This is a genomic window from Colwellia demingiae, assembly GCF_007954275.1.
GTDB classification, from domain to species: Bacteria; Pseudomonadota; Gammaproteobacteria; order Enterobacterales; family Alteromonadaceae; genus Colwellia; species Colwellia demingiae.
On sequence record NZ_VOLT01000002.1, the window covers coordinates 174,224 to 196,057 of the forward strand.

Below are 21,834 nucleotides of genomic sequence, written 5' to 3' on the forward strand. Positions count from 1 at the left end.
TCATTATGAACAACATAAAATAACTCAAACTGAATAATTTCATGTTTTTATAGTGATTATCATCTCCTTGTTTAAATCTAGCTCATGTTAAGTTGAATTATCATCATTTGTCAGTGGGTGGCGATTATTGTTTAATACCATCAAGCGAAACAACACTGAACAGATTGAGAGGTAATAATGAATAACGTTAACATTGCAAAGCTAATGGCTGATTTCCCCCTCATACCAAAAATGGTCGCTCTGAAAGAGGTAAGCTGGTTTAACCCTAATGCTACTTCGCTTCAAGAAGGTCTTCCTTATGTCGGACTTGATAAGAATAACATTCAAGATGCTAGTGACCGATTAACACGCTTTGCCCCCTACATGGTAAAAGCATTTCCCGAAACGGCCGAAACCAATGGCATTATTGAATCGGACGTAGTTGAAATTTCAGCAATGAAATCGCAACTAGAGCAGCAGTATAAGGTAGAAATTAAAGGCAAGCTGCTGCTAAAAAAAGACAGTCACCTACCTATTTCGGGCTCTATCAAAGCGCGTGGTGGCATTTATGAGGTATTAACTCATGCTGAAAAGTTAGCAATAAATGCTGGCTTACTACTTACATCAGATGATTACAGTAAGCTGTTTACCGATGAATTTAGCCGCTTCTTTAGCCAATACAGCATCGCTGTTGGTTCAACGGGAAATCTTGGTATGTCTATCGGTATTATGAGTGCAAAACTGGGTTTTTCAGTTAGCGTGCATATGTCTGCAGATGCTCGTCAGTGGAAGAAAGAAAAACTCCGCTCTCATGGTGTTAATGTTGTTGAGTACAGTGAAGACTACGGCGTGGCCGTAGAGCAAGGTCGTAAGGAAGCTGAAAATGATCCCAAGTGCTTTTTTATCGATGATGAAAACTCTCAAACGCTATTCTTAGGCTATTCCGTTGCCGGTGAAAGACTGAAAAAACAGTTTGATGATATGCACATAGTGGTAGATAACAATAATCCTTTATTTGTCTACCTACCCTGCGGTGTCGGTGGTGGTCCCGGCGGCGTGGCATTTGGGCTGAAGATGGCTTTTGGTGACAACGTCCACTGTGTATTTGCTGAACCAACGCACTCCCCTTGCATGTTACTTGGAATTCTCACTGGATTACATGATGGTATTGCCGTTCAAGATATCGGCATTGATAACATTACCGCTGCAGATGGCCTTGCGGTGGGCAGAGCTTCTGGCTTTGTTGGCCGAGCAATGGAACGACTATTAGACGGTTTTTACACCATCAGCGATCAGAGAATGTATGATCTGCTTGGGCTATTAGATCAGGTTGAAGGTATTCAATTAGAGCCTTCCGCATTGGCTGGTATGATAGGTCCCATTATTGTTGCGAATAGTGATGAATACCTTAAACGTATTGACATCGGCAATGATAAATTGGCAAACGCAACACACCTTGTGTGGGCAACAGGTGGCGGCATGGTTCCAGCAGTAGAAATGGAAAAGTATCTATCAAAAGCTAGGAGTTAATCTTATGGGGCTTCAATAAGCTAGGCGCTTAAATAATAATAGAAAAAGAGCAAGTTACTCTTTTTTCATTTATACCCGTTCCACTTGTAGATGCTCGTTTCAGGAAGTCTGAGCGACTCATAATCAAGGCATATTTTTTTATTAAGGGTTATTCCCTTAAAAAGAAATGTAACGCAGAGTATGATTTGTTCAGCCTTCCCCAAGGGCTGGTTTAGAAACGCTTTATACTGCGTTATTGATTTTGAGAAGGGAGTAACCATTCTCTTCAATCAATGCCTTGCCTAAAGGCGTTTCTAATTCCAGCTGAATCATGCATCTTCAAGTGGAACGGGTATATATTATGAACAGAAATGTTCACCTACTTTATCAACAATATAACTACCAATGGGGATGGCCGAAGTAGCTGCTGGCGATGGCGCATTGCAGACATTAATTGTTCGCTCACTATTAGCAAACAAAAAATCATGCACTAAGCTACCATCATTCATCACCGCTTGCGCACGAATACCCGCAGGATATGATTTAAGATCTGATAACTCTATCGATGGACAATATTTTCGCACCAAGGTTAAATAACCATTTTTAAAGAGTGAATTCTTAAACTCAGTAATGCCAGAACTCAAGTTTTTCCAGAGTACTTTCCAAAACCCAGCAAACATCACCATTTCTTTAATATCACGTAAGTTAATATTAATCTTTCCATAACCTTCTCGCTTAAAGCCCAATACAGCATTGGGTCCAACGGTGACACTGCCATCAATCATCCGAGTTAAATGTACACCTAAAAAAGGTAATGTAGGATCTGGGATTGGATATATCAAGTGATTAACAATGGCATTTTTATTCGCTGGTAATTGATAATACTCACCGCGAAAGGGCACAATTTGAAAATCAACTTTAATATCTAACATTTTAACCACGCGATCAGCCATTAGACCGGAGCACGTGATTAAGTAACGACTAGAAAATTCACCTTCGCTTGTACTCACGCGAATTTCTTCTGCCGTTTCTTTTAGCTGGGTTACTTTGGTATTTAATCTATATTCACCGCCCAAAGCTTTAAATTCCTGCGCCATTTTAATGGTAATTAATTGGTAATCTACAATGCCTGTAGATTTAACTAAAATAGCGCCAAGCCCGGTAATATTAGGCTCCTGAGCTTTAAGTTGCTGTTGGTCTAATAACTCCACTTCAATACTATTTTTTTGGCAGCGTTGATAAAGAGCCTCCATGCGCTTTACTTCTAGTTCATTGGTGGCAACCAACAACTTACCGCATTGATTAAAAGGAATATTATGTTGCTGACAAAAATTGATTGTGGCATCCACACCTTCCCGACAAAATTTAGCCTTTAAACTGCCTGGCTCGTAATATACGCCAGCATGAATAACACCGCTGTTATGTCCAGTTTGATGAGTCGCAAATTCACTTTCTTTTTCCAGCAATAACACTTTTTTATCTGGGTATCGTTGTTGTAGCTGCCAAGCAGTCGATACACCAACAATGCCACCACCAATGATTATGTAGTCATAGATCATATAAATACCCTAGCTTTACTGTTTTAGTTTTGCGTTTTCAGAATAAGCACCGCGTTGACGCAGCAATTCACGATAAAGACCTTTATCAGCAACAAACTTATCACGACCATGTAACCAAGCGTGATTATTCACCACTAACATACTGCCCACAGGTACACGAACATTAAACGTATTCTGTTCTGCTTCTAATGATGTGCCCATTTCATATAAATACTGGCCTTGGTGCATGTTTAAAGGTTCAGCAAATTGATCGATAAACAACATTTTAGGTCGACCATTCTCATCTTCTTCAAAAAACACCGGATGTTGCATTTTATAAGTAATGTTTTTACTCGCTGGCGATGTCCATTGAATGTCTTCTTTTGCTAACGGATGATTATAGAATTTGTCTAAATCTTGCCATTCATCTACATGCAATAACAAGGAGTCACCGCCCGCCATATTCTCTTCTGCTATTTTTTGCATAATAACCCAGTCGGTACGCTCTTCAACATAGGTACCGTCATTGTGCAATTCCATGCGGCGATGGGCTTGACGTAAATAACTATCACTATTATCTTCATTTTTGACACTAAATCGGGCATAAAATTTGCCATACATAGCATCTAAATTAGGTACACCAATTAAGTGAGAAACGGCAGTCGATAATAAGATATTAAACTCAAGCTGATCAAATTCAGCCGCAACAGGTTCGCATTGCAACATAAATGCACCCGTATCTCTATTCTTGATGATGCCTAGCAGTAAGGCGCCTAAAGTATCATTAGTGAGATTATTAAGAATACTAGCAACATGAAAACGCAAAAATGGTTTATATTCGACAGCCTGCACACCTAATGGCAATGCCTGTTCAATAAATCCTTTCACTGTTTCAGAAGTTAATTTTATTACTTGTAAACGTGGATTTGCTGCAAATGGAGCTACCGAAAAGCCATGTGGAATTGATTCATTGTTCAATTTTATTGCTGATGTATTCATTCTATCACCCTCTTATGCTTTTGATTTAAAACCTAGATAGTAAATGGCTAACTACTGCTAGCTTCACTGTAATTTTTATTGGTCTTCATTAGGGTTTACTCTATCTAGAAAGAGAGAATAAATATAATATATAGTTTTTATAATTTTCATAACTTTTATTTATCGGTCGCGTTAATATGAATTTGAAACGTCTTGAATATTTTTGTCAATTAGCCGTTCTGGGTAACTTTACTCGGGCAGCACATAAAATAGGCATTGCTCAACCAGCTCTTACCATTGCTATTCAAAAACTAGAGCAAGAAGTTGGGCTGAAATTGATTAATAGAGCTGAAAAGAACGCCTTATTAACCGCTGAAGGTGAAGTATTATATAAACTGGCAACTCAGCTATTAAGCCAAGCAAAACAGCTTGAATTAGAATTAGAAGAGCTCAAAGACCTAGAGCAAGGCACTATTCGATTTGGTGTTTCCGCTATGATGGGCTCATATTACTTCCCAAAAGTACTAACGACTTTTAAACAAAAATACCCGAAAATAAAAATGCACTTAGTTGATCAAGGCACGGCTGCACTTGAGAAAATGTTACTCAATGGTGAGCTTGATTTAGCCTTAGTACGTAGTGATTCAGAAAATCCGCAACTGCGTTACACTGAGCTTTTTAATGAGGAAGTCGTTGCAGCTATGGCCAGTTCTCATCCACTAGCTAATGAGCAAAGCATATCATTAGCACAATTTTGTCAGCAGCCACTGGTGCTGTTTCATGAAGGGTATTTCTTACGTGAAGTCGTCGGTCAATATTCCAAAAAAAATCACTTAGCTTTAGATGTTCGTATGGAAACCAATCTTATTGAACTGCAAAAATCATTGGTGCGCAATGACGTGGGTATTACTACTTGTTTATCGCGTATTTTACAAAACGAACAACAGATGACATCAACACCTTTTGAGCCAAAAATTGAATTTAAGTTGAGTTTGGCATGGAAAAAAAATCATTACCTGTCTAAAGCCAGTAAAGCGTTCATGACACATTTAAGCTCAACGCTTGAGCCTATGGATTAATTGCACTTTTAACAGCAGACAACGATGAATTAGATAGGCGTAAATAATTCATATCAATTAGATTAATTAATGGTTCAAATTTTAATAAATATAAATTTTCAAGAACGAGGCACTTGATTGAGTAATAGCTGGCTATTGGGATTGAAAGCAACGATGTTACTGGATATTTAGGCTATTTAAATTGATCACTTAGTTAATTTTATTGGTATAAGTCACTACTGAGGAGTAGTGACTTTATTGATACAGAATCGAAACTAAATTGACTTTAAATAAGGTTATAAAACCTAGCTGTATCGTCTAGTGTCTTTTTAGCTTTCTCTATTAACTCATCAATTTCGGCTTTTGTAATAACCAAAGGTGGTGAGATAACCATGATGTCGCCACATGAACGCATAATTAAACCATTGTCCATTGAATAATCACGACAAACACCACCACCCGCTGAATTAGGTGCTAAGCGTTCTTTAGTTGCCTTATTTTTAACAAGTTCAATCGCTGCAACCATACCTAAACCACGTGCTTCACCAACAATAGGATGGTCAGCAAGTTCTTGCCAGCGTTTTTGTAGATAAGGTGAAGTCTCAGCTTTAACTTGCTCAACAATACCTTCAGACTCTAAAATTTCGATATTTTTTAGCGCAACAGCCGCCGCCACAGGATGACCTGAATAAGTGTAACCATGGTTAAAGTCTGCACCTTCTCCGATCACTACATCTGCAACTTTATCTGAGATTATAACGCCGCCAATAGGCAAGTAACCTGAAGACATTCCTTTAGCGATAGTAATCATGTCAGGTTTTAAATCAAAGTATTCACTAGCGAACCAATCGCCTGTACGACCAAAGCCCGAAATAACTTCATCTAAAATAAAGAGAATATCGTACTTTGCTAGAATTCTTTTGATTTCAGGCCAGTAGCTATCTGGAGGAGTTATAACCCCACCAGCACCTTGGAAAGGTTCTGCAATAAAAGCGGCAACGTTCTCTTCACCTACCTCTAATATTTTAGTTTCCAACGATTGAGCAGCTTTAAGTCCAAATTCATCTTGAGATAAATCACCGCCTTCAGCAAACCAATAAGGTTGATCAACATGCACAATACCCTCAATAGGTAAGTCACCTTGTTCATGCATATAACCCATGCCACCTAGACTTGCCGCAGCAACGGTAGATCCGTGGTAAGCATTTTTACGACTGATAAAGGTTTTCTTAGTTGGCTGCCCTTTTAAGTCCCAGTATCTTCGCACCATTCTAAAGTTTGTGTCATTCGCATCAGAGCCTGAGCCAGTAAAAAACACCTTATTCATATGTGCAGGAGCAAGAGAGGCTATTTTTGCAGCTAAGTTAGTCGCTGGTGCCGTGGTAGTTTTAAAGAACAAGTTGTAATAAGGCAACTCTGTCATTTGTTGACTTGCTGCTTCAACAAGCTCTTTACGACCATAACCAATATTTACACACCACAAACCCGCCATGCCATCGAGATATTTTTTACCATTATCTTCGTAGATATAAACACCTTCAGCTTTAGATATTAATTTAATACCTTTTTCTGCTAGCTCTTTATTATCACTAAATGGTTGGAAGTGATGTGCTGTATTTTTTTGCTGAAATTCTGATTTCATAACATAACCTTTTAATTTTTATTATAAATTATCCGCCCTATGAGGGCGGTCTGTTTAAAACGTTTTTAAAAATTACACTTTATTGAGCGAGTTCTTTGAACATATTTTCGAATGCATCTAAGCCTTCTGTTAACACTTCATCTGAAATGGTAAGTGGCGGTAAGAAACGGATAACATTGCCGTAAAAACCACACGCGAGTAATACCAGACCATTCTTGGCCGCGTTAGCAATAATCGCTTGCGTTAATTCAGTGTTTGGTTGCTCTGCATCGCCATTTTGGATTAACTCCATGGCAATCATTGAACCTTGATTACGTACCTCTAAAATGAGTTCAGGGAATGCCGTTTTTAACTGACTTAAACGGTGGTTAAATTGTTCACCAATGTGCGCTGAACGTTCAACTAAACTTTCTTCTTTAATAATATCTAGCACCGCTAATGCTGCAGCACATGCCACTGGAGAACCACCATAAGTTCCGCCTAAACCACCTGGTAATGGTGCATCCATTACTTCACTTTTACCTACAACAGCAGCAATGGGGAAACCACCTGCAATGCCTTTTGCCATAGTCATTAAGTCTGCTTCAACACCTGAGTGTTCAAAAGCAAACATTTTGCCTGTACGACCAAAGCCCGTTTGAATCTCGTCAGCAATTAACATAATTCCATGCTGATCACAGAGTTGACGTAAGGCTTGCAAAAACTCAGTAGGTGCAGCATAAAAACCACCCTCACCTTGAACAGGTTCAACAATAATGGCTGCAACATCGCTAGGTGCGATATCGACTTTAAATAAGTTTTCAAGGGCTTTTAAAGATTGCTTAACCGTAATGTCATGACATTCGATTGGGAATGGGGCATGAAAAATATCACCAGGAAATGGACCAAATAAGTTTTTATAGGGTGTGATTTTACCTGTTAGCGCCATCGTTAAGTTAGTACGTCCGTGAAAGCCACCATTAAAGGCAATAACACCACGACGACCAGTATAAGCACGAGCAATTTTCACACAATTTTCAACGGCTTCAGCGCCTGTTGAAACAAATATCGCTTTTTTCTCAGAATCGCCAGGGGCGATATCGATCAGTTTTTCAGCTAATTCAACAGCAACTTCATAAGGGTTAACCATGACACAAGTATGACTAAATTTATCTAACTGTGCTTTTGCAGCAGCGACAACTTTTGGGTGGCTGTGACCAGTATTACAAACCGCAATACCCGCACCAAAGTCGATATAACGATTACCTTCTACATCCCATATTTCTGAGTTTTCTGCACGTTCTACATACACTGGGTACATATTGCCTTGGCCACGCGCGATCACTTTAGTCTTTCTGCTTTGTAACTCTTGATTTGATGTTGTCATTGTATTGTCTCTAAATTCTTTTCTAAATGGTGAGAGAGACACTTTTGTATAACTCTCTCGACATAATATAAATTGGGTTAAATTGCCTAAACGAAATTATTTATCTAAACCGCCCATACATAGGTACTTAATTTCTAAGTAATCATCCAAACCGTATTTTGAACCTTCTCGGCCATTACCCGATTGCTTAACACCACCAAATGGGGCGGCGGCGTTAGAAATAATGCCTTCATTAATACCAACCATGCCAAACTCAAGGCCTTCAGCAACTCGCCAAACCGTACCAATGTCACGAGAATAGAAATACGCCGCTAAGCCGTATTCTGTATCGTTGGCAAGTTCAATCGCTTCTTCTTCCGTTTCAAAAGCAATAATAGGTGATACTGGGCCAAAGATTTCATTGGCTGCAATTGGCATATCATTGGTAACGCCAGTGAGAATAGTTGGCTGATAGAACAGCTCACCTGCTTCTGAGCGCTGTCCGCCAAAGGCAACTTTTGCACCTGCAGCGATAGAGTCGGCAACTAATTTTTCAACATCACAGACCGCTTTGTCTGTAATCATTGGGCCAAGGTTAACGCCCTCGACTAAACCATCACCAATGTGTAATTCAGCTACTGCATTTTTGAATTTTTCTGTAAATTCTTCTAATACGCCTTGTTGTACAAGAATACGATTGGTACAAACACAAGTTTGACCTGCATTACGGTATTTAGAAATAATCGCGCCTTGTACAGCAGCGTCAATGTCAGCATCATTAAAGACAATGAATGGTGCATTACCACCTAATTCCATTGATACTTTTTTCACGGTTGTTGCACATTGAGTCAATAACAATTTACCAACGCCTGTCGAACCGGTGAATGTGAATTTTGCAACATCAGGATGTTGTGTTAATACTTGTCCCATACCTCGAGAGTTACTACCAACAACAACATTAAATACGCCAGCTGGAATACCTGCTCGCTCTGCTAATTCAGCCATCGCTAATGCCGATAACGGCGTTGACTCAGAGGGTCTAACAACAAAGGTACAGCCTGCAGCTAATGCAGCAGCGGCTTTACGAGCAATCATCGCATTTGGGAAGTTCCATGGGGTAATAGAAGCAACTACACCAACTGGCTGCTTAATAACAACAATTTTTTTATCACTCGAAAGCGCAGGGATGGTATCGCCATAAACGCGTTTACCTTCTTCAGCAAACCATTCTAAGAATGCCGCACCATAAGCAATTTCACCTTTAGCTTCAGCCAAAGGTTTACCTTGCTCTAACGTTAAGATACGCCCTAGGTCATCTTGATTTTCCATCACTAAATTAAACCAATTACGTAATAAAGTTGCACGTTCATTGGCTGATTTAGCAGACCACATTTTTAATGCACCTTTGGCAGCAGACACGGCCAATTCAGTTTCGGCTACATCAGCATTACTCACTTGAGCAACAACTTCCCCTGTCGATGGGTTGATTACTGGAAATTGCGTTTCACTGCTATGCCAACTGCCGTTAATATATGAAAATGGTTTGATAAGCTGGCTGTCTTTTATGCCCGCGGCTTCTAAATTACAAGTAACTTCAGTCATGGTTTTATCTCGCTAGTTATTTAATAAACAATAACGGTATTGAAACCTAGTTTTAATTAAGGTTAAATACAAAACAATAAACCTTTAGTTTGAAGTAGACAAAACATGTATAAACACTCGATTATTCCTAAACCGGTTAGTGAATATGATTTACGTTTGCTGCGTATTTTCATCTCCGTGGTCGAACATGGCGGATTTTCCTCGGCAGCTAATGCATTAGGGATAACGCGTTCAACCATTAGTGTGCATATGTCTAATTTAGAAACTCGTATGAAATTAAAATTGTGTTTACGCGGCCGAGGTGGTTTTTCTTTAACTGAAGATGGCCAGGCTGTTTACCAAGCTGTACTTGATTTATTTGCCACAATGGATGATTTCTCTTTATTAATTGATAGCTTAGGCAGTGAATTAAGTGGCGAATTAATAATTTTGTGTGCTGATCAACTTGACGAAAGCAAACAGCATAAAATGGCGCAAGTTATTAAAAAAATTAATGATGTTTCACCGAATTTACACTTAGTGTTAGATGGAGACTCTATCTCAAATATAGAGAAATCTCTGCTAAAAGATAAAGCCCATATAGCTTTGTTTCCGAGCTATCAGCAAATAGAAGGATTGCAATACCAACCGCTATTTAGTGAGTCCATTTATTTATGCTGTGGCAAGCAACATCCTTTTTTTAATCAAGTTGATACTGCTATATCTGAAGAAATATTAGGGGAAGCCGCTGCTATACACCCTGGCATCAATATAGATTTAGCCGGTAAACAACAATTAGAAAAACTTAATTTATCAGCAAAGTCTTATCAATTTGATACCCGTAAAGCGATGATTCTATCTGGCTGTTATATAGGCTTTATGCAACAAAGTTTTATTCAAGCAGAACTAAACCGTGGCGAGATAAGAATAATAAAACCCAACAGTCATCATTATCAATTTAGATTATCTTTAGTGAGTAAGAAAACCCCCAGAGAAGTCAAAAAAATTGAGTTATTAAAAAGTGTATTTTCCGAGGTATTTGAGCTGTAAATATACCCAAACCACTTAAACTACGTGTTCTATGCAAACTGAAACAATCTGCCTCGCGTATAAAAAACAGGGGTTATACCCATTGGTATAACCCCTGTTTACTTCTTTAGCGGAAATAATATTAATTTAGTAGAAGGCTTGTAAACCCGTTTGCGCACGACCGAGTATTAAACCATGCACATCGTACGTCCCCTCATAGGTATTTACAGTTTCTAAATTAACCATATGACGAATCACATGAAACTCATCTGAAATACCGTTACCGCCATGCATGTCACGAGCCATACGAGCAATATCAAGTGACTTACCACAGTTGTTACGCTTAACCATTGATATCATAGTAGGATCCCACTTTTTGGTATCAATAATACGACCAACACGTAGTGATGCCTGTAAGCCTAACGATATTTCGGTTTGCATATTAGCGAGTTTAGTTTGGAATAACTGTGTTTGTGCAAGCGGACGTTTAAATTGAATACGATCTAAACCGTACTGACGTGCACCATGCCAACAGAATTCAGCCGCACCCAGAGCCCCCCAAGAAATACCATATCTCGCCATATTTAAACAACCAAATGGCCCCGCTAAACCGCGTATTTCAGGAAACATATTTTCTTCTGGCACAAAAACATTATCCATTACAATTTCACCCGTAATTGAGGTACGTAAAGATATTTTACCTTCAATTTTTGGTGCCGATAAACCTTCCATGCCTTTTTCTAAAACAAAACCGCAAATTTTATTTCCTTCGGCTTCATTTTTTGCCCACACGACAAAGACATCGGCGATAGGTGAATTGGTGATCCACATTTTTGCCCCAGTTAAACGATAACCACCGTCTACTTTCTTCGCCCGAGTGATCATACTCGAAGGATCAGAGCCTGAACCCGGTTCTGTTAAACCGAAACAACCTATGTACTCACCTGTAGCAAGCTTAGGCAAATATTTTTCTTTTTGCTCCGTGGTACCGTACGCATTAATAGGATGCATAACTAATGAGGATTGCACGCTCATTGCACTTCTATACCCACTGTCTACACGTTCTACTTCACGAGCGACCAAGCCATAACTTACGTAGTTAACACCTGAACAACCGTAACCATCAATGGTTGCGCCTAATAACCCAAGCTCACCAAACTGACGCATGATATTTGGGTCAAAGTCCTCATTACGATTCGCCATTAATACACCAGGCATTAACTCTTCTTGGCAAAAGGTATGCGCCATGTCACGCACCATTCGTTCATCTTCTGATAATTGGTCGTTAAGTAAAAGTATGTCATCCCAATTGTTTAGTACTGAATTTGTCATCTTATTCCTCCGTTATAAATGTAGATTTAGTTAAGTTTACTTTGATTTTAATATTTCATCGGTGTGCTGCCCTAATGTAGGGGGAGCAGCGTGATAAGTAATGGGTGTTTGTGAAAATCTTACCGGATTGCCAACCTGAGGCACTTTACCTGCGGTCGGGTGATCTAGCTCAAAAGCCATTTTACGATGTTTAATTTGTGGATTTTCAAACACACGGTCAATTGAATTAATTGGACCACAAGGTACATGTACTTCTGAAAGTGCTGCTAACCAATAATCTAATTTTTCTTTGATAAAGTAAGATTCAAGTAAGGGGATAAGTGTTTCACGATGCTTTACTCGTAATGCATTTGTTGCAAACTGTTTATTATCGCCAACATCTATGCAACCCAATACGTTGCAACATTTTTGAAATTGAACATCATTTCCAACGGCTAACAGGATATAACCATCTTGCACTTTCATGGCTTGATATGGAACAATATTTGGATGAGCCGACCCTAATCTTTGTGGCACTTCCCCACTTACTAAATAACTACTGCCTTGATTTGCTAAGCAGGCTACTTGCGTATCTAACAGTGCAATATCTATCTGTTGACCTTCGTTCGTTTGAGTTCGATGATATAACGCAGCTAAAATACCCGATACAGCATACATACCTGTCATTAAGTCCGTTGTCGCGACTCCTACTTTTTGTGGTCCTCCACCGGGTAACGAATCTTTTTCTCCGGTAATGCTCATCAATCCTCCCATCGCTTGAATCATCGCATCGTAACCCGCTCTATTCGCATACGGGCCATCTTGGCCAAATCCTGTTATTGAACAATAGATAACATCTTTACGGATATTTTTAATACTCTCATAATCTAAGCCGTATTTTTTTAGCCCGCCAACCTTATAATTTTCAACGACAATATCTGCTTGTTCTACTAACTTATATATTGCTGCTTGTCCTTCAGGACTTGTCATATCTACTTCAATCGACTTTTTACCTCGATTAGCGGCAAGGTAATAAGCTGATTCCGCAGTATCATCACCCTGCTCATCTTTCACATAAGGAGGACCCCAGTGGCGAGTATCATCTCCCTTTTCAGGTCGTTCTATCTTCCACACTTCAGCACCATAATCAGCCAATACTTGTGTAGCCCAAGGGCCTGCTAAAATTCGGCTTAGATCGAGTACTTTAATTCCGGTGAGTGGGCCTGCCATTAAATGCTCCTTAAGTGAGAGTGATGATTACTACGCTTTTAAGTTAAAAAACTGAGGCACCATTTACCTCATGATAAATCCACTGAGTCGATTACAAATTCAAAGGAAACATATCCATTTTTTACATAACCGTTTATAACCTTATTGAAGTGTTATTTACAACAAAATTTTAATATTTATTGATGTTTTACGCTTTATTGTTTATTTTATCCAACACTAGAATTATTTAAAATATGCTATAAGGCAATGTGTTTATGAAAAATTTAAGCCACTTTTATATTAACGGACAATGGGTCTCTCCAGAAAAACCAAATGACTTTATCGTTGAAAATCCTTCAAATGAACGTCAAATTGGTATTATTTCTCTAGGCACTACTGTTGATGTTGATAAAGCCGTTACCGCGGCTAGAAACGCATTTAATCATTACGGTTTTAGTTCAAGAGAAGAGCGTATTGCACTATTAGAGAAACTATTAAGTGCCTATATGAATCGTTATGACGAAATGGCGCAGGCTATTTCCCAAGAAATGGGCGCGCCAATCGATTTTGCCACGGCTGCTCAAGCTGATTGTGGCCGAGGTCATATTCAAACGGCATTAGATGCTTTAAAAAATTACGAATTTCAGCACACCTCAGGAAATGCCACCATAACTCATGAGCCGATAGGTGTTTGTGGATTTATTACGCCGTGGAACTGGCCGATTAATCAAATTGTTTGCAAAGTTGCTCCCGCATTAGCTACAGGTTGCACCGTGGTCTTAAAACCAAGTGAAATTGCGCCTTTATCGGCCCATGTTTTTGCCAAAATAATTGATGATGCCGGTTTCCCAGCAGGGGTTTTTAATCTGGTTAATGGTGATGGAATGGGCGTTGGCTCTGCCATATCATCTCACCAAGATATTGATATGGTTTCTTTTACTGGCTCAACTAGAGCAGGCTCATTAATTTCAAAATCTGCCGCAGATACCGTAAAGCGAGTGGCATTAGAATTAGGCGGTAAATCACCGAACATTATATTTGACGATGTAGACCTAGAAGCTATCGTGACCAAAGGTGTTATCGGCTGTATGGAAAATACGGGTCAATCATGTAATGCACCAACACGCATGCTAGTGCAAGAGTCCGTTTATGATGATGCAGTAAAAATAGCGACTCAAGTGGCTAATAACATAAAAGTCGATAGTGCTGATAAGCCAGGTAATCATATTGGGCCATTAGTTAGCAAAGCCCACTTTGATAAAGTACAAAGCATGATCAAAGAAGCCATAGAATCAGGTGCTACATTATCAGCCGGTGGACTCGGTAAGCCTGAAGGTTTTGAATTGGGTCATTTCACCAAACCGACAATATTTTCAAATGTGAACAATAAAATGAACATCGCGCAAGATGAAGTATTTGGCCCCGTTCTGGTGATCATTCCTTTCAAAGATGAGCAAGAAGCGATCACGTTAGCAAACGATTCTCCTTATGGTTTAGCTGCCTATATCAATACTCCTGACGAAACAAAAGCGAGCCGTGTTGCAAGGCAGATGAGAGCCGGCATGGTAAGGATTAACTGGGCTTCACATCATTACACCTCTCCGTTTGGTGGTTATAAACAATCAGGAAACGGTCGTGAGTGGGGAACCTATGGCTTTGACGATTATTTAGAAATTAAAGCGACCAGTCGTTAGGTTCTATTGAACTTACAAGATTGTTTTTGCAGCGATTTTGGGGTGTTTAGACAAGGCAGAGTCTTTGTCATGTGGTTGTTCAGGACAATACGCTCCTGCATTGTCTAATAACACCATCCATGTCGCGTCACATAAAAAGATGATAACGCCGTAAAAATAACCAACAAACGCTGTCCGAAGAATTCGACTAAAAACGTTTTACTTTTTGTTAAGTAGTATTTGCCTAGAGTTACTAGGCTGCACACTACTCGCCGCGAATAAAACGTTTTACTCTCTTAAAAAAAAGCGAACAAAGTTTAACCGCTAAAGTTCAACAGACCCTCGTCTTTGAAATTTTAATTATATTTACTTAGAAGCTTTAATTTCCCCTAAAAGGGTGTTGATTTATTTACCTGACTATGTTTTTATAAGTAAGGATTGAAGAATATATTTAACACGAAAGCATCATTCTGAGTTTTAAAAGAGCTTTATTAAGTAAATAACAAACAAAAACAGGGTATGAACTATGAAAAAGAAAAGTATATTACTAATAACAACAATGCTTGCTTCACTGGCCGCATCTGCATCAGATAAAGTAGTTAACGTTTATAACTGGTCAGATTATATTGACCCTGCAGCGATTAAACAGTTTGAGAAAGAAACAGGTATCAAAGTTAACTACGATGTTTATGATTCTAATGAAATCCTCGAAGCTAAATTGATGGCCGGTGGTTCAGGTTATGATGTTGTGGTACCAACAGGTTCGTTTTTAGAACGACAAGCAAAAGCGGGTATTTACGCACAAATCGATAAAAACAACCTGTCCAATTACAATAACATTGATAAAGCAATGGCTGGTAAAATGGCGCTTCATGATCCAGGTAACAAGCACAGTGTGCCTTATACTTGGGGAACGATTGGTCTAGGTATTAATACGGATATGGTTAAAGCGCGCTTAGGTGATGTGGAACTTAATAGCTTAGATCTTATCTTTAAGCCTGAAGTCGCAGCGAAGCTAGCTGATTGTGGTATTGGCATTTTAGACTCACCCGCTGAAGTTATGTCTATCGCATTAAACTATGCTGGTTTAGATCCTAATTCTGAAAGTGATAAAGATCTTAAAGCAACAAAAGCGATGATTAAAAAGGCTCGTCCTCATTATAAATACTTTGACTCAAGCCGCCTAATTGCTGATTTAGCCAATGGCGACATTTGTGTAGCGTTAGGTTATAACGGCGATATGTTGCAAGCTAATAGTCGTGCAAGTGAAGCTGGACAAGGCATTAAAGTAGAATACTTAATTCCTAAAGAAGGCACCATTGCTTGGTTCGATATGATGGCAATTCCTGCTGATGCGCCTCACAAGAAAGAAGCTTATGCCTTTATCAACTACATACTAAAAGCTGAAACAGGTGCTGGTATTTCTAACTATGTTTATTATGCTGTTGCTAATGAAGCTGCTACTAAGTTTGTTAACGACGACATTAAATCAAATATCGGTATTTATCCGGTTGGTGAAACAAAAGAAAACCTGTTTTCTCAACTTGCTCACACCTCTCGTTTTGATCGTAAATTAACGCGTGCGTGGACACAAATAAAAACAGGTAGATAGTTTTAATCATTGATCATAAGGGCATTGGCTGCCCTTATGTTTTAAGGCATTAATTTGCTCTTATTCATCAGAACCTAATAACAATAACAAACATCTAAATCCTGTAGAAAATATCCCTAGGAATCTCGAATGACTCAAGAAACAACTATGCCTCTTTGGAAACAAGATGGCGCTAAACCTTTTATTCAAATAAAAAACGTTACTAAAAAGTTCGGTGAATTTACCGCTGTAGATAATGTTTCATTAGATATTTATGAAAATGAATTATTTTGTTTATTAGGAGGTTCGGGATCAGGAAAAAGTACCCTGTTAAGGATATTGGCAGGCTTTGAAGATTTGACCTCTGGTCAGGTACTCATCGATGGCGTTGATATGGCTAATATTGAACCATGGAATCGACCGATAAATATGATGTTTCAGTCATACGCATTATTCCCTCATATGTCCGTCGCAAAGAATATTGCTTTTGGTTTAAAGCGAGACAATGTTCCCAAAAAAGAAATCGAACAACGTGTTGCTGAAATGCTTAGCATGATGCAAATAGAAGCATTTGCTGATAGAAAACCTGACCAACTATCAGGTGGCCAGCGTCAGCGTGTCGCTTTAGCTAGATCACTGATCAAACGCCCTAAATTACTTTTACTTGATGAACCTTTAGGCGCATTAGATAAAAAACTTAGAGAAGAAACTCAATTTGAACTAGTCAATATTCAAGATAAATTAGGCGTTACCTTTGTTGTGGTAACTCATGACCAAGAAGAAGCCATGACTCTGGCTACCCGCATTGGCGTCATGGGTAATGGTATTATTACCCAAGTTGATGAACCTCGCGATGTTTATGAATACCCAAGCAGCCGTTTTGTTGCAGAATTTGTTGGCTCTATTAATTTATTTGAGGGTCGTATTTATGAAGATGAAGTTGAGCATGTAAAAATAAAGTCAAAAGAAGCTGGCTGTAACTTTTTTGTAAATCATGGCATTAGCTGTGCACCAAATCAAAAAGTGACCGTTGCTGTTCGTCCTGAAAAAATGAAAGTCACCCGAAGAAAGCCAGACCAAGAATATAACTGCTTGCACGGTCAAATCATCGACATTGCCTATATGGGCAACCTTTCAATTTTTAGGGTCAAGTTGAAGAGTGGCGTAATTGTTCGTGTCACCTTACCTAATCTTGTCAGAGAAAACCGCAATCCATTAACATGGGATGACTTTGTTTACCTTGCATGGGATGACGACAGCAGCGTGGTATTAACATCATGAGTAAAGTAACCGGCACTTTTTGGCTCGGTCGTTATGACACAGTCAAAACTCGATTTAGTTCATTAAAGAAAATTCGCTGGGGTAGATATTCTGTTATCTCTATCCCTTCATTATGGTTAGCCTTATTTTTCTTTATTCCTTTTTTAGTTGTGTTTAAAATTTCACTGGCTGAATCTGCTATAGCTGTACCTCCTTATACAGATATGTTTGCTTGGAATGTAGAAGATGCAATTATTGATGTAAAAATAAAACTCGGAAATTATTTATACCTTTTTGAAGACTCCTTTTATTTAGATGCCTATTTAAGTTCAGTTAAGATCGCCGCTGTCTCTACTTTTTTTACTTTATTAATTGGCTTTCCTATGGCCTATTTTATTGCAAGTAAAACAGGCACCATGCGAACGCTTTTATTAACGCTTGTTATCTTACCTTTTTGGACTTCATTTTTATTAAGAGTTTATGCCTGGATGGGTTTTCTTAAAAAGAACGGTATTGTGAATGAGTTTTTACAAGGCATTGGCCTTATCGATCAACCTATTCAAATGTTACAAACCGACTTTGCCGTATACATTGGTATTGTCTACACCTACTTACCTTTTATGATATTACCTTTGTATACCACCTTAGAAAAACTAGATGGTAGCTTAATTGAAGCATCTAAAGATCTGGGTGCAGGTCCAATTAGAACCTTTTTCTTGATTACCTTACCCATGTCTATGCCCGGTATTTTAGCGGGTTGTTTATTAGTGTTTATACCTGCCGTTGGGGAATTTGTTATTCCTGCTTTATTAGGTGCGTCTGACACATTAATGATAGGTCGAGTGCTTTGGGATGAGTTCTTCCAGAATAGAGACTGGCCAATGGCCTCAGCAGTGGCGACCATGATGTTACTTATTTTAGTTGTTCCTATTATGTTTTTACGTAATGGCAAAAAAGAAGGAGTTGAATAATGACTAGAAATTCAAAGTTTTTATCAATCTCATCGTTATTTGGATTTATATTTCTTTATGCGCCGATACTTTCATTAATTATTTATAGCTTTAACAAATCTAAGCTAGTGACGGTATGGGGTGGCTGGTCTGTTAAATGGTATGCTGAATTATTTAACAACCAACAAATTATTGATGCGGCCATAGTGAGTTTGAAAGTTGCGTTTATAACCGCAACGCTATCCGTTATTCTCGGGGTTTTGGCTGGCTATGTGCTAAGTCGAATGGGTAAGTTTCCTGGTAAATTGATCGTTTCAGGTTGGATAAGTGCACCGCTTATTATGCCTGAAGTGATCACCGGTTTATCATTATTATTATTGTTCGTTTCTTTAGAGAACTTAATAGGCTGGCCCGCAGGACGAGGTATTACCACGATTATTATTGCCCATACTACCTTTTGTATGGCCTATGTTGCGGTAATTGTGCAGTCTCGCTTGTCACAGATGGATGACTCATTAGAAGAAGCTGCCATGGATTTAGGTGCAAAACCACATAGTTTGTTTTTTCTAATCACCTTACCCATTATCTCTCCCGCGATAATTTCTGGTTGGTTACTGGCGTTTACTATGTCGTTAGATGACTTGGTTATTGCGAGTTTTGTTTCCGGCCCGGGTAACAGTACTCTGCCTATGGTTATATTTTCTAAGATAAGACTAGGGGTGTCACCTGAAGTCAACGCACTGGCAACAATCATGATATTAATTGTCGCAATTGGTGTAGTAGCAGCTATGTGGCAAATGAGAAAAAAGGAAACAACACTCTAAATATCTCTCATTGTTAGTATCATTTATTAAGGTTGTATCGTTTTACTTTACAACCTTTTTTCTTTACAACCTCTACTCTAGATGGGCTTGTACTACATGAATAAATCTGTAAAAACAAAAATTATATTTTCCACTCTACTATTACTTGTTATAACAATAACGTCATTATTAATAGTCTCCTCAATCTCCGTTGATAAAACCGCAACCTCTTTGTCCACTTACCTTAAGCCGAAAATTAAAGAAAGTAGTTTAATGCCAATGGTTATTGCGGCAGACGCTGAAACGGCAAGAAATGAAGTGTTTTTTGGTCAAGTAATCAATGAAGCTAACCGTCTTGCAAGTGACATTGCTTTTTTACGTGTGCAATTTCGTGCACTTTTTTTATCTGCTGAAGATGTTCGCCATATTTTAAATATGTATATCAAAAGTGCTATGGAAAGTAATCGATCAGCCGTTGGCGTTTATGCTGTTTTTCTTCCCAATGCACTTGATGGGGCAGATGAAGTAAATAGAGGGGCAGATGATCTAGCAACAAATGAAGCAGGAAGGTTTGCTGTTTATTGGGCGTTTAACGAACAAGGTGAGGCTGTTGAAGAAATAATGCCTGAGGAGATGATTAACGATACGAGTCCTAATTCAACAGGACAACCCTACAACTCTTGGTTTACTTGCCCTATTGAAAAACAACAAAATTGTTTATTAGAACCTTATGTCGACAAAGTTGATGGTAAAAACATATTAATGACCTCAATAGCTATACCCATTAAATTCGCTAATAAAGTCGTTGGGGTTGTGGGTATTGATATCGCATTAGCTGATATTCAAACAAAAGCAGAAGAATTCTCCACTAAAATTGCTGATGGCAATAGTCGAGTATTAATTGTGTCTGAAGATAATGCGGTGATAGCTGATTCTAACAATAGTGCTAATCAAGGGGCTTTATTTTCTGAAATAATTAAAAGCACTGAGTTAAATGAAGGTATTAGTGAAAATGATCGCAGTTTTACTTTGGTGAAACGTATTCATTTAGGTGGGATCGCTCAGTGGAGTATTTATACCGAAGTACCTAAAAAATATATTACTGATGAAGTTAATCAGACCATGACAGTATTAGATAAAGGCACTAAAGACCAACTTACCAGTGTACTTTATATGAGTTTGTTGGTGTTAATCATCGGTAGTATTATAATCTTTATCATGGCTGAAAAATTAACAGTCCCCTTAAGGGCTGTAGCAGACGCTTTAAAACAAATTGCCAGTGGTGATGCAGATTTAACTCAACGTATCAAGGTTAATTCAAAAGATGAAACGGGTCAGCTTGCCCATTCTTTTAACCAGTTTGTAGAAGGGCTTGCGAATATTGTAGGTCAGTTTTCAGAAGGTGTTAAAACCACCTTTTCTGCTTCTGAAACAGGTAAAGCGTTATCAACAACGACAAACTCACAATTAGCTAGCCAACAACTCATGATTGAAATGGTCGCTACCGCAGCAGAGGAAATGTCACAAACCTCTACCGATGTTGCGCAAAATGCAGTCTCAACCGCTGATGCGACTAAAGAGGTTAAAAGTGCCGCATCAAACGGTATTATTAAATTAAAGCAAACCACCAGCACCATTTCGAAACTGGCGGAACAGATGCAGTATTCAAACGGGCAAGTAGATAAACTATCAACCAATAGCGATAATATCGTGAATGTATTAAACGTGATTAAGTCAGTTGCAGAACAAACTAATTTACTTGCCTTAAACGCGGCCATCGAAGCAGCAAGAGCAGGTGAATTAGGTCGCGGTTTTGCCGTTGTTGCTGATGAAGTTAGGGCACTCGCGGGTAGAACGGCCAGCTCAGTATTTGAAATTGAAGGCGTCATTAATGAGCTACAAGTTTCAACGAAAGAAATGGTTGCAACCATCAGTGAAAACGTTAAAAGAGCCGAGGCTTGCACGGAACAAGCACAGGAAACGCAAACTATCTTTGAAGTCATTGAGCAAGAAGTCACTAATATGACTGATATGGCGGCAAATATTGCCTCTGCCGCTGAAGAGCAAAGTCATGTCTCTGAAGAGATCAGTAGTACTTTACAAAATATAAATACCACCACTGACGAGCTTGCACAAAGTGCTCAGCAGACCTTAAAAGTGAGTGAAGAGCTGCTTGTTTCAGGACAAGATCAAGAACAGCTCATCGGGCGATTTAAGTTTTAAGTCATCGGTTCACTGATTTGATAGTTAATTTGATAAGTCATAAATTAACGGCAATAAAAAAGCTAACAACAAGTTGTTAGCTTTTTTTGTTTACATGAGCATATACCCAAACCACTTGAAGATGCGTGTTTCAGGACGCCTGAGCGATTCATGAT

The 21,834-nt window shown here is 38.8% G+C and carries 16 protein-coding genes; 9 read left to right on the forward strand and 7 right to left on the reverse strand.

The annotated features are described in order from the left end of the window. The first annotated feature begins 177 nt into the window (after nt 1-177). Complete coding sequence (locus ESZ36_RS03610) at nt 178-1,509, forward strand: D-serine ammonia-lyase (protein ID WP_146783693.1); 1,332 nt, start codon at nt 178-180, stop codon at nt 1,507-1,509. Nucleotides 1,510-1,847: 338 nt separating this feature from the next. On the opposite strand, the gene lhgO is transcribed toward ESZ36_RS03610, so the two are convergent. Together lhgO and glaH are read right to left on the reverse strand one after the other, a co-directional pair. Further along, complete coding sequence (lhgO, locus tag ESZ36_RS03620; protein ID WP_211357756.1) at nt 1,848-3,047, reverse strand: L-2-hydroxyglutarate oxidase; 1,200 nt, start codon at nt 3,045-3,047, stop codon at nt 1,848-1,850. Nucleotides 3,048-3,062: 15 nt separating this feature from the next. Beyond that, on the reverse strand, nt 3,063-4,025 hold the full coding sequence (glaH, locus tag ESZ36_RS03625; protein WP_146783697.1) for a glutarate dioxygenase GlaH: 963 nt from the start codon (nt 4,023-4,025) through the stop codon (nt 3,063-3,065). 176 nt (nt 4,026-4,201) lie between these two features. Between glaH and ESZ36_RS03630 the strand changes: the two genes are divergently transcribed. Next, the gene (locus ESZ36_RS03630) at nt 4,202-5,083 is read left to right on the forward strand and encodes a LysR family transcriptional regulator (protein ID WP_146783701.1); all 882 of its coding nucleotides are present in this window, start codon (nt 4,202-4,204) and stop codon (nt 5,081-5,083) included. A gap of 265 nt (nt 5,084-5,348) precedes the next feature. Here the strand turns inward: ESZ36_RS03630 and ESZ36_RS03635 are convergent, their stop codons facing one another. From ESZ36_RS03635 to ESZ36_RS03645, 3 genes are all read right to left on the reverse strand, one after another. Next, nucleotides 5,349-6,704 (reverse strand): aspartate aminotransferase family protein, encoded by a 1,356-nt coding sequence (locus ESZ36_RS03635; protein ID WP_146783704.1) that lies wholly within the window; start codon nt 6,702-6,704, stop codon nt 5,349-5,351. Between the two features lie 79 nt (nt 6,705-6,783). Then, the gene (gabT, locus tag ESZ36_RS03640; RefSeq protein ID WP_146783707.1) at nt 6,784-8,070 is read right to left on the reverse strand and encodes a 4-aminobutyrate--2-oxoglutarate transaminase; all 1,287 of its coding nucleotides are present in this window, start codon (nt 8,068-8,070) and stop codon (nt 6,784-6,786) included. A gap of 96 nt (nt 8,071-8,166) precedes the next feature. After that, nucleotides 8,167-9,651 carry an NAD-dependent succinate-semialdehyde dehydrogenase gene (locus ESZ36_RS03645; RefSeq protein ID WP_146783710.1) on the reverse strand — a complete coding sequence of 495 codons (1,485 nt, stop codon included), beginning with the start codon at nt 9,649-9,651 and terminating at the stop codon, nt 8,167-8,169. Between the two features lie 105 nt (nt 9,652-9,756). Between ESZ36_RS03645 and ESZ36_RS03650 the strand changes: the two genes are divergently transcribed. Then, on the forward strand, nt 9,757-10,680 hold the full coding sequence (locus ESZ36_RS03650) for a LysR family transcriptional regulator (protein WP_146783713.1): 924 nt from the start codon (nt 9,757-9,759) through the stop codon (nt 10,678-10,680). 126 nt (nt 10,681-10,806) lie between these two features. Here the strand turns inward: ESZ36_RS03650 and ESZ36_RS03655 are convergent, their stop codons facing one another. Together ESZ36_RS03655 and ESZ36_RS03660 are read right to left on the reverse strand one after the other, a co-directional pair. After that, entirely contained in the window at nt 10,807-11,991 is a 1,185-nt protein-coding gene (locus tag ESZ36_RS03655) for an acyl-CoA dehydrogenase (RefSeq protein ID WP_146783716.1), read from the reverse strand. A 36-nt stretch (nt 11,992-12,027) separates the two neighbouring features. Next, nucleotides 12,028-13,200 (reverse strand): CaiB/BaiF CoA transferase family protein, encoded by a 1,173-nt coding sequence (locus tag ESZ36_RS03660; RefSeq protein ID WP_146783719.1) that lies wholly within the window; start codon nt 13,198-13,200, stop codon nt 12,028-12,030. Nucleotides 13,201-13,454: 254 nt separating this feature from the next. Here ESZ36_RS03660 and ESZ36_RS03665 point away from each other — a divergent pair, with 254 nt between their 5' ends. From ESZ36_RS03665 to ESZ36_RS03695, 6 genes are all read left to right on the forward strand, one after another. Next, nucleotides 13,455-14,873: an aldehyde dehydrogenase family protein gene (locus ESZ36_RS03665; protein ID WP_146783722.1), complete on the forward strand. Its 1,419-nt coding sequence runs from the start codon at nt 13,455-13,457 to the stop codon at nt 14,871-14,873. Nucleotides 14,874-15,378: 505 nt separating this feature from the next. Further along, nucleotides 15,379-16,464 carry a polyamine ABC transporter substrate-binding protein gene (locus ESZ36_RS03675; protein WP_146783725.1) on the forward strand — a complete coding sequence of 362 codons (1,086 nt, stop codon included), beginning with the start codon at nt 15,379-15,381 and terminating at the stop codon, nt 16,462-16,464. A 129-nt stretch (nt 16,465-16,593) separates the two neighbouring features. Continuing rightward, nucleotides 16,594-17,724 (forward strand): ABC transporter ATP-binding protein, encoded by a 1,131-nt coding sequence (locus tag ESZ36_RS03680; RefSeq protein ID WP_146783728.1) that lies wholly within the window; start codon nt 16,594-16,596, stop codon nt 17,722-17,724. Next, nucleotides 17,721-18,674, forward strand: a complete 954-nt coding sequence (locus ESZ36_RS03685) for an ABC transporter permease subunit (RefSeq protein ID WP_146783731.1) — start codon at nt 17,721-17,723, stop codon at nt 18,672-18,674. Before ESZ36_RS03680 ends, ESZ36_RS03685 begins: the two co-directional genes overlap by 4 nt. Then, nucleotides 18,674-19,477 (forward strand): ABC transporter permease subunit, encoded by an 804-nt coding sequence (locus ESZ36_RS03690; RefSeq protein ID WP_146783734.1) that lies wholly within the window; start codon nt 18,674-18,676, stop codon nt 19,475-19,477. The genes ESZ36_RS03685 and ESZ36_RS03690 overlap by 1 nt, the downstream gene beginning before the upstream one ends. A gap of 96 nt (nt 19,478-19,573) precedes the next feature. Beyond that, nucleotides 19,574-21,679 carry a methyl-accepting chemotaxis protein gene (locus tag ESZ36_RS03695; RefSeq protein ID WP_170235768.1) on the forward strand — a complete coding sequence of 702 codons (2,106 nt, stop codon included), beginning with the start codon at nt 19,574-19,576 and terminating at the stop codon, nt 21,677-21,679. Nucleotides 21,680-21,834 lie beyond the last annotated feature (155 nt).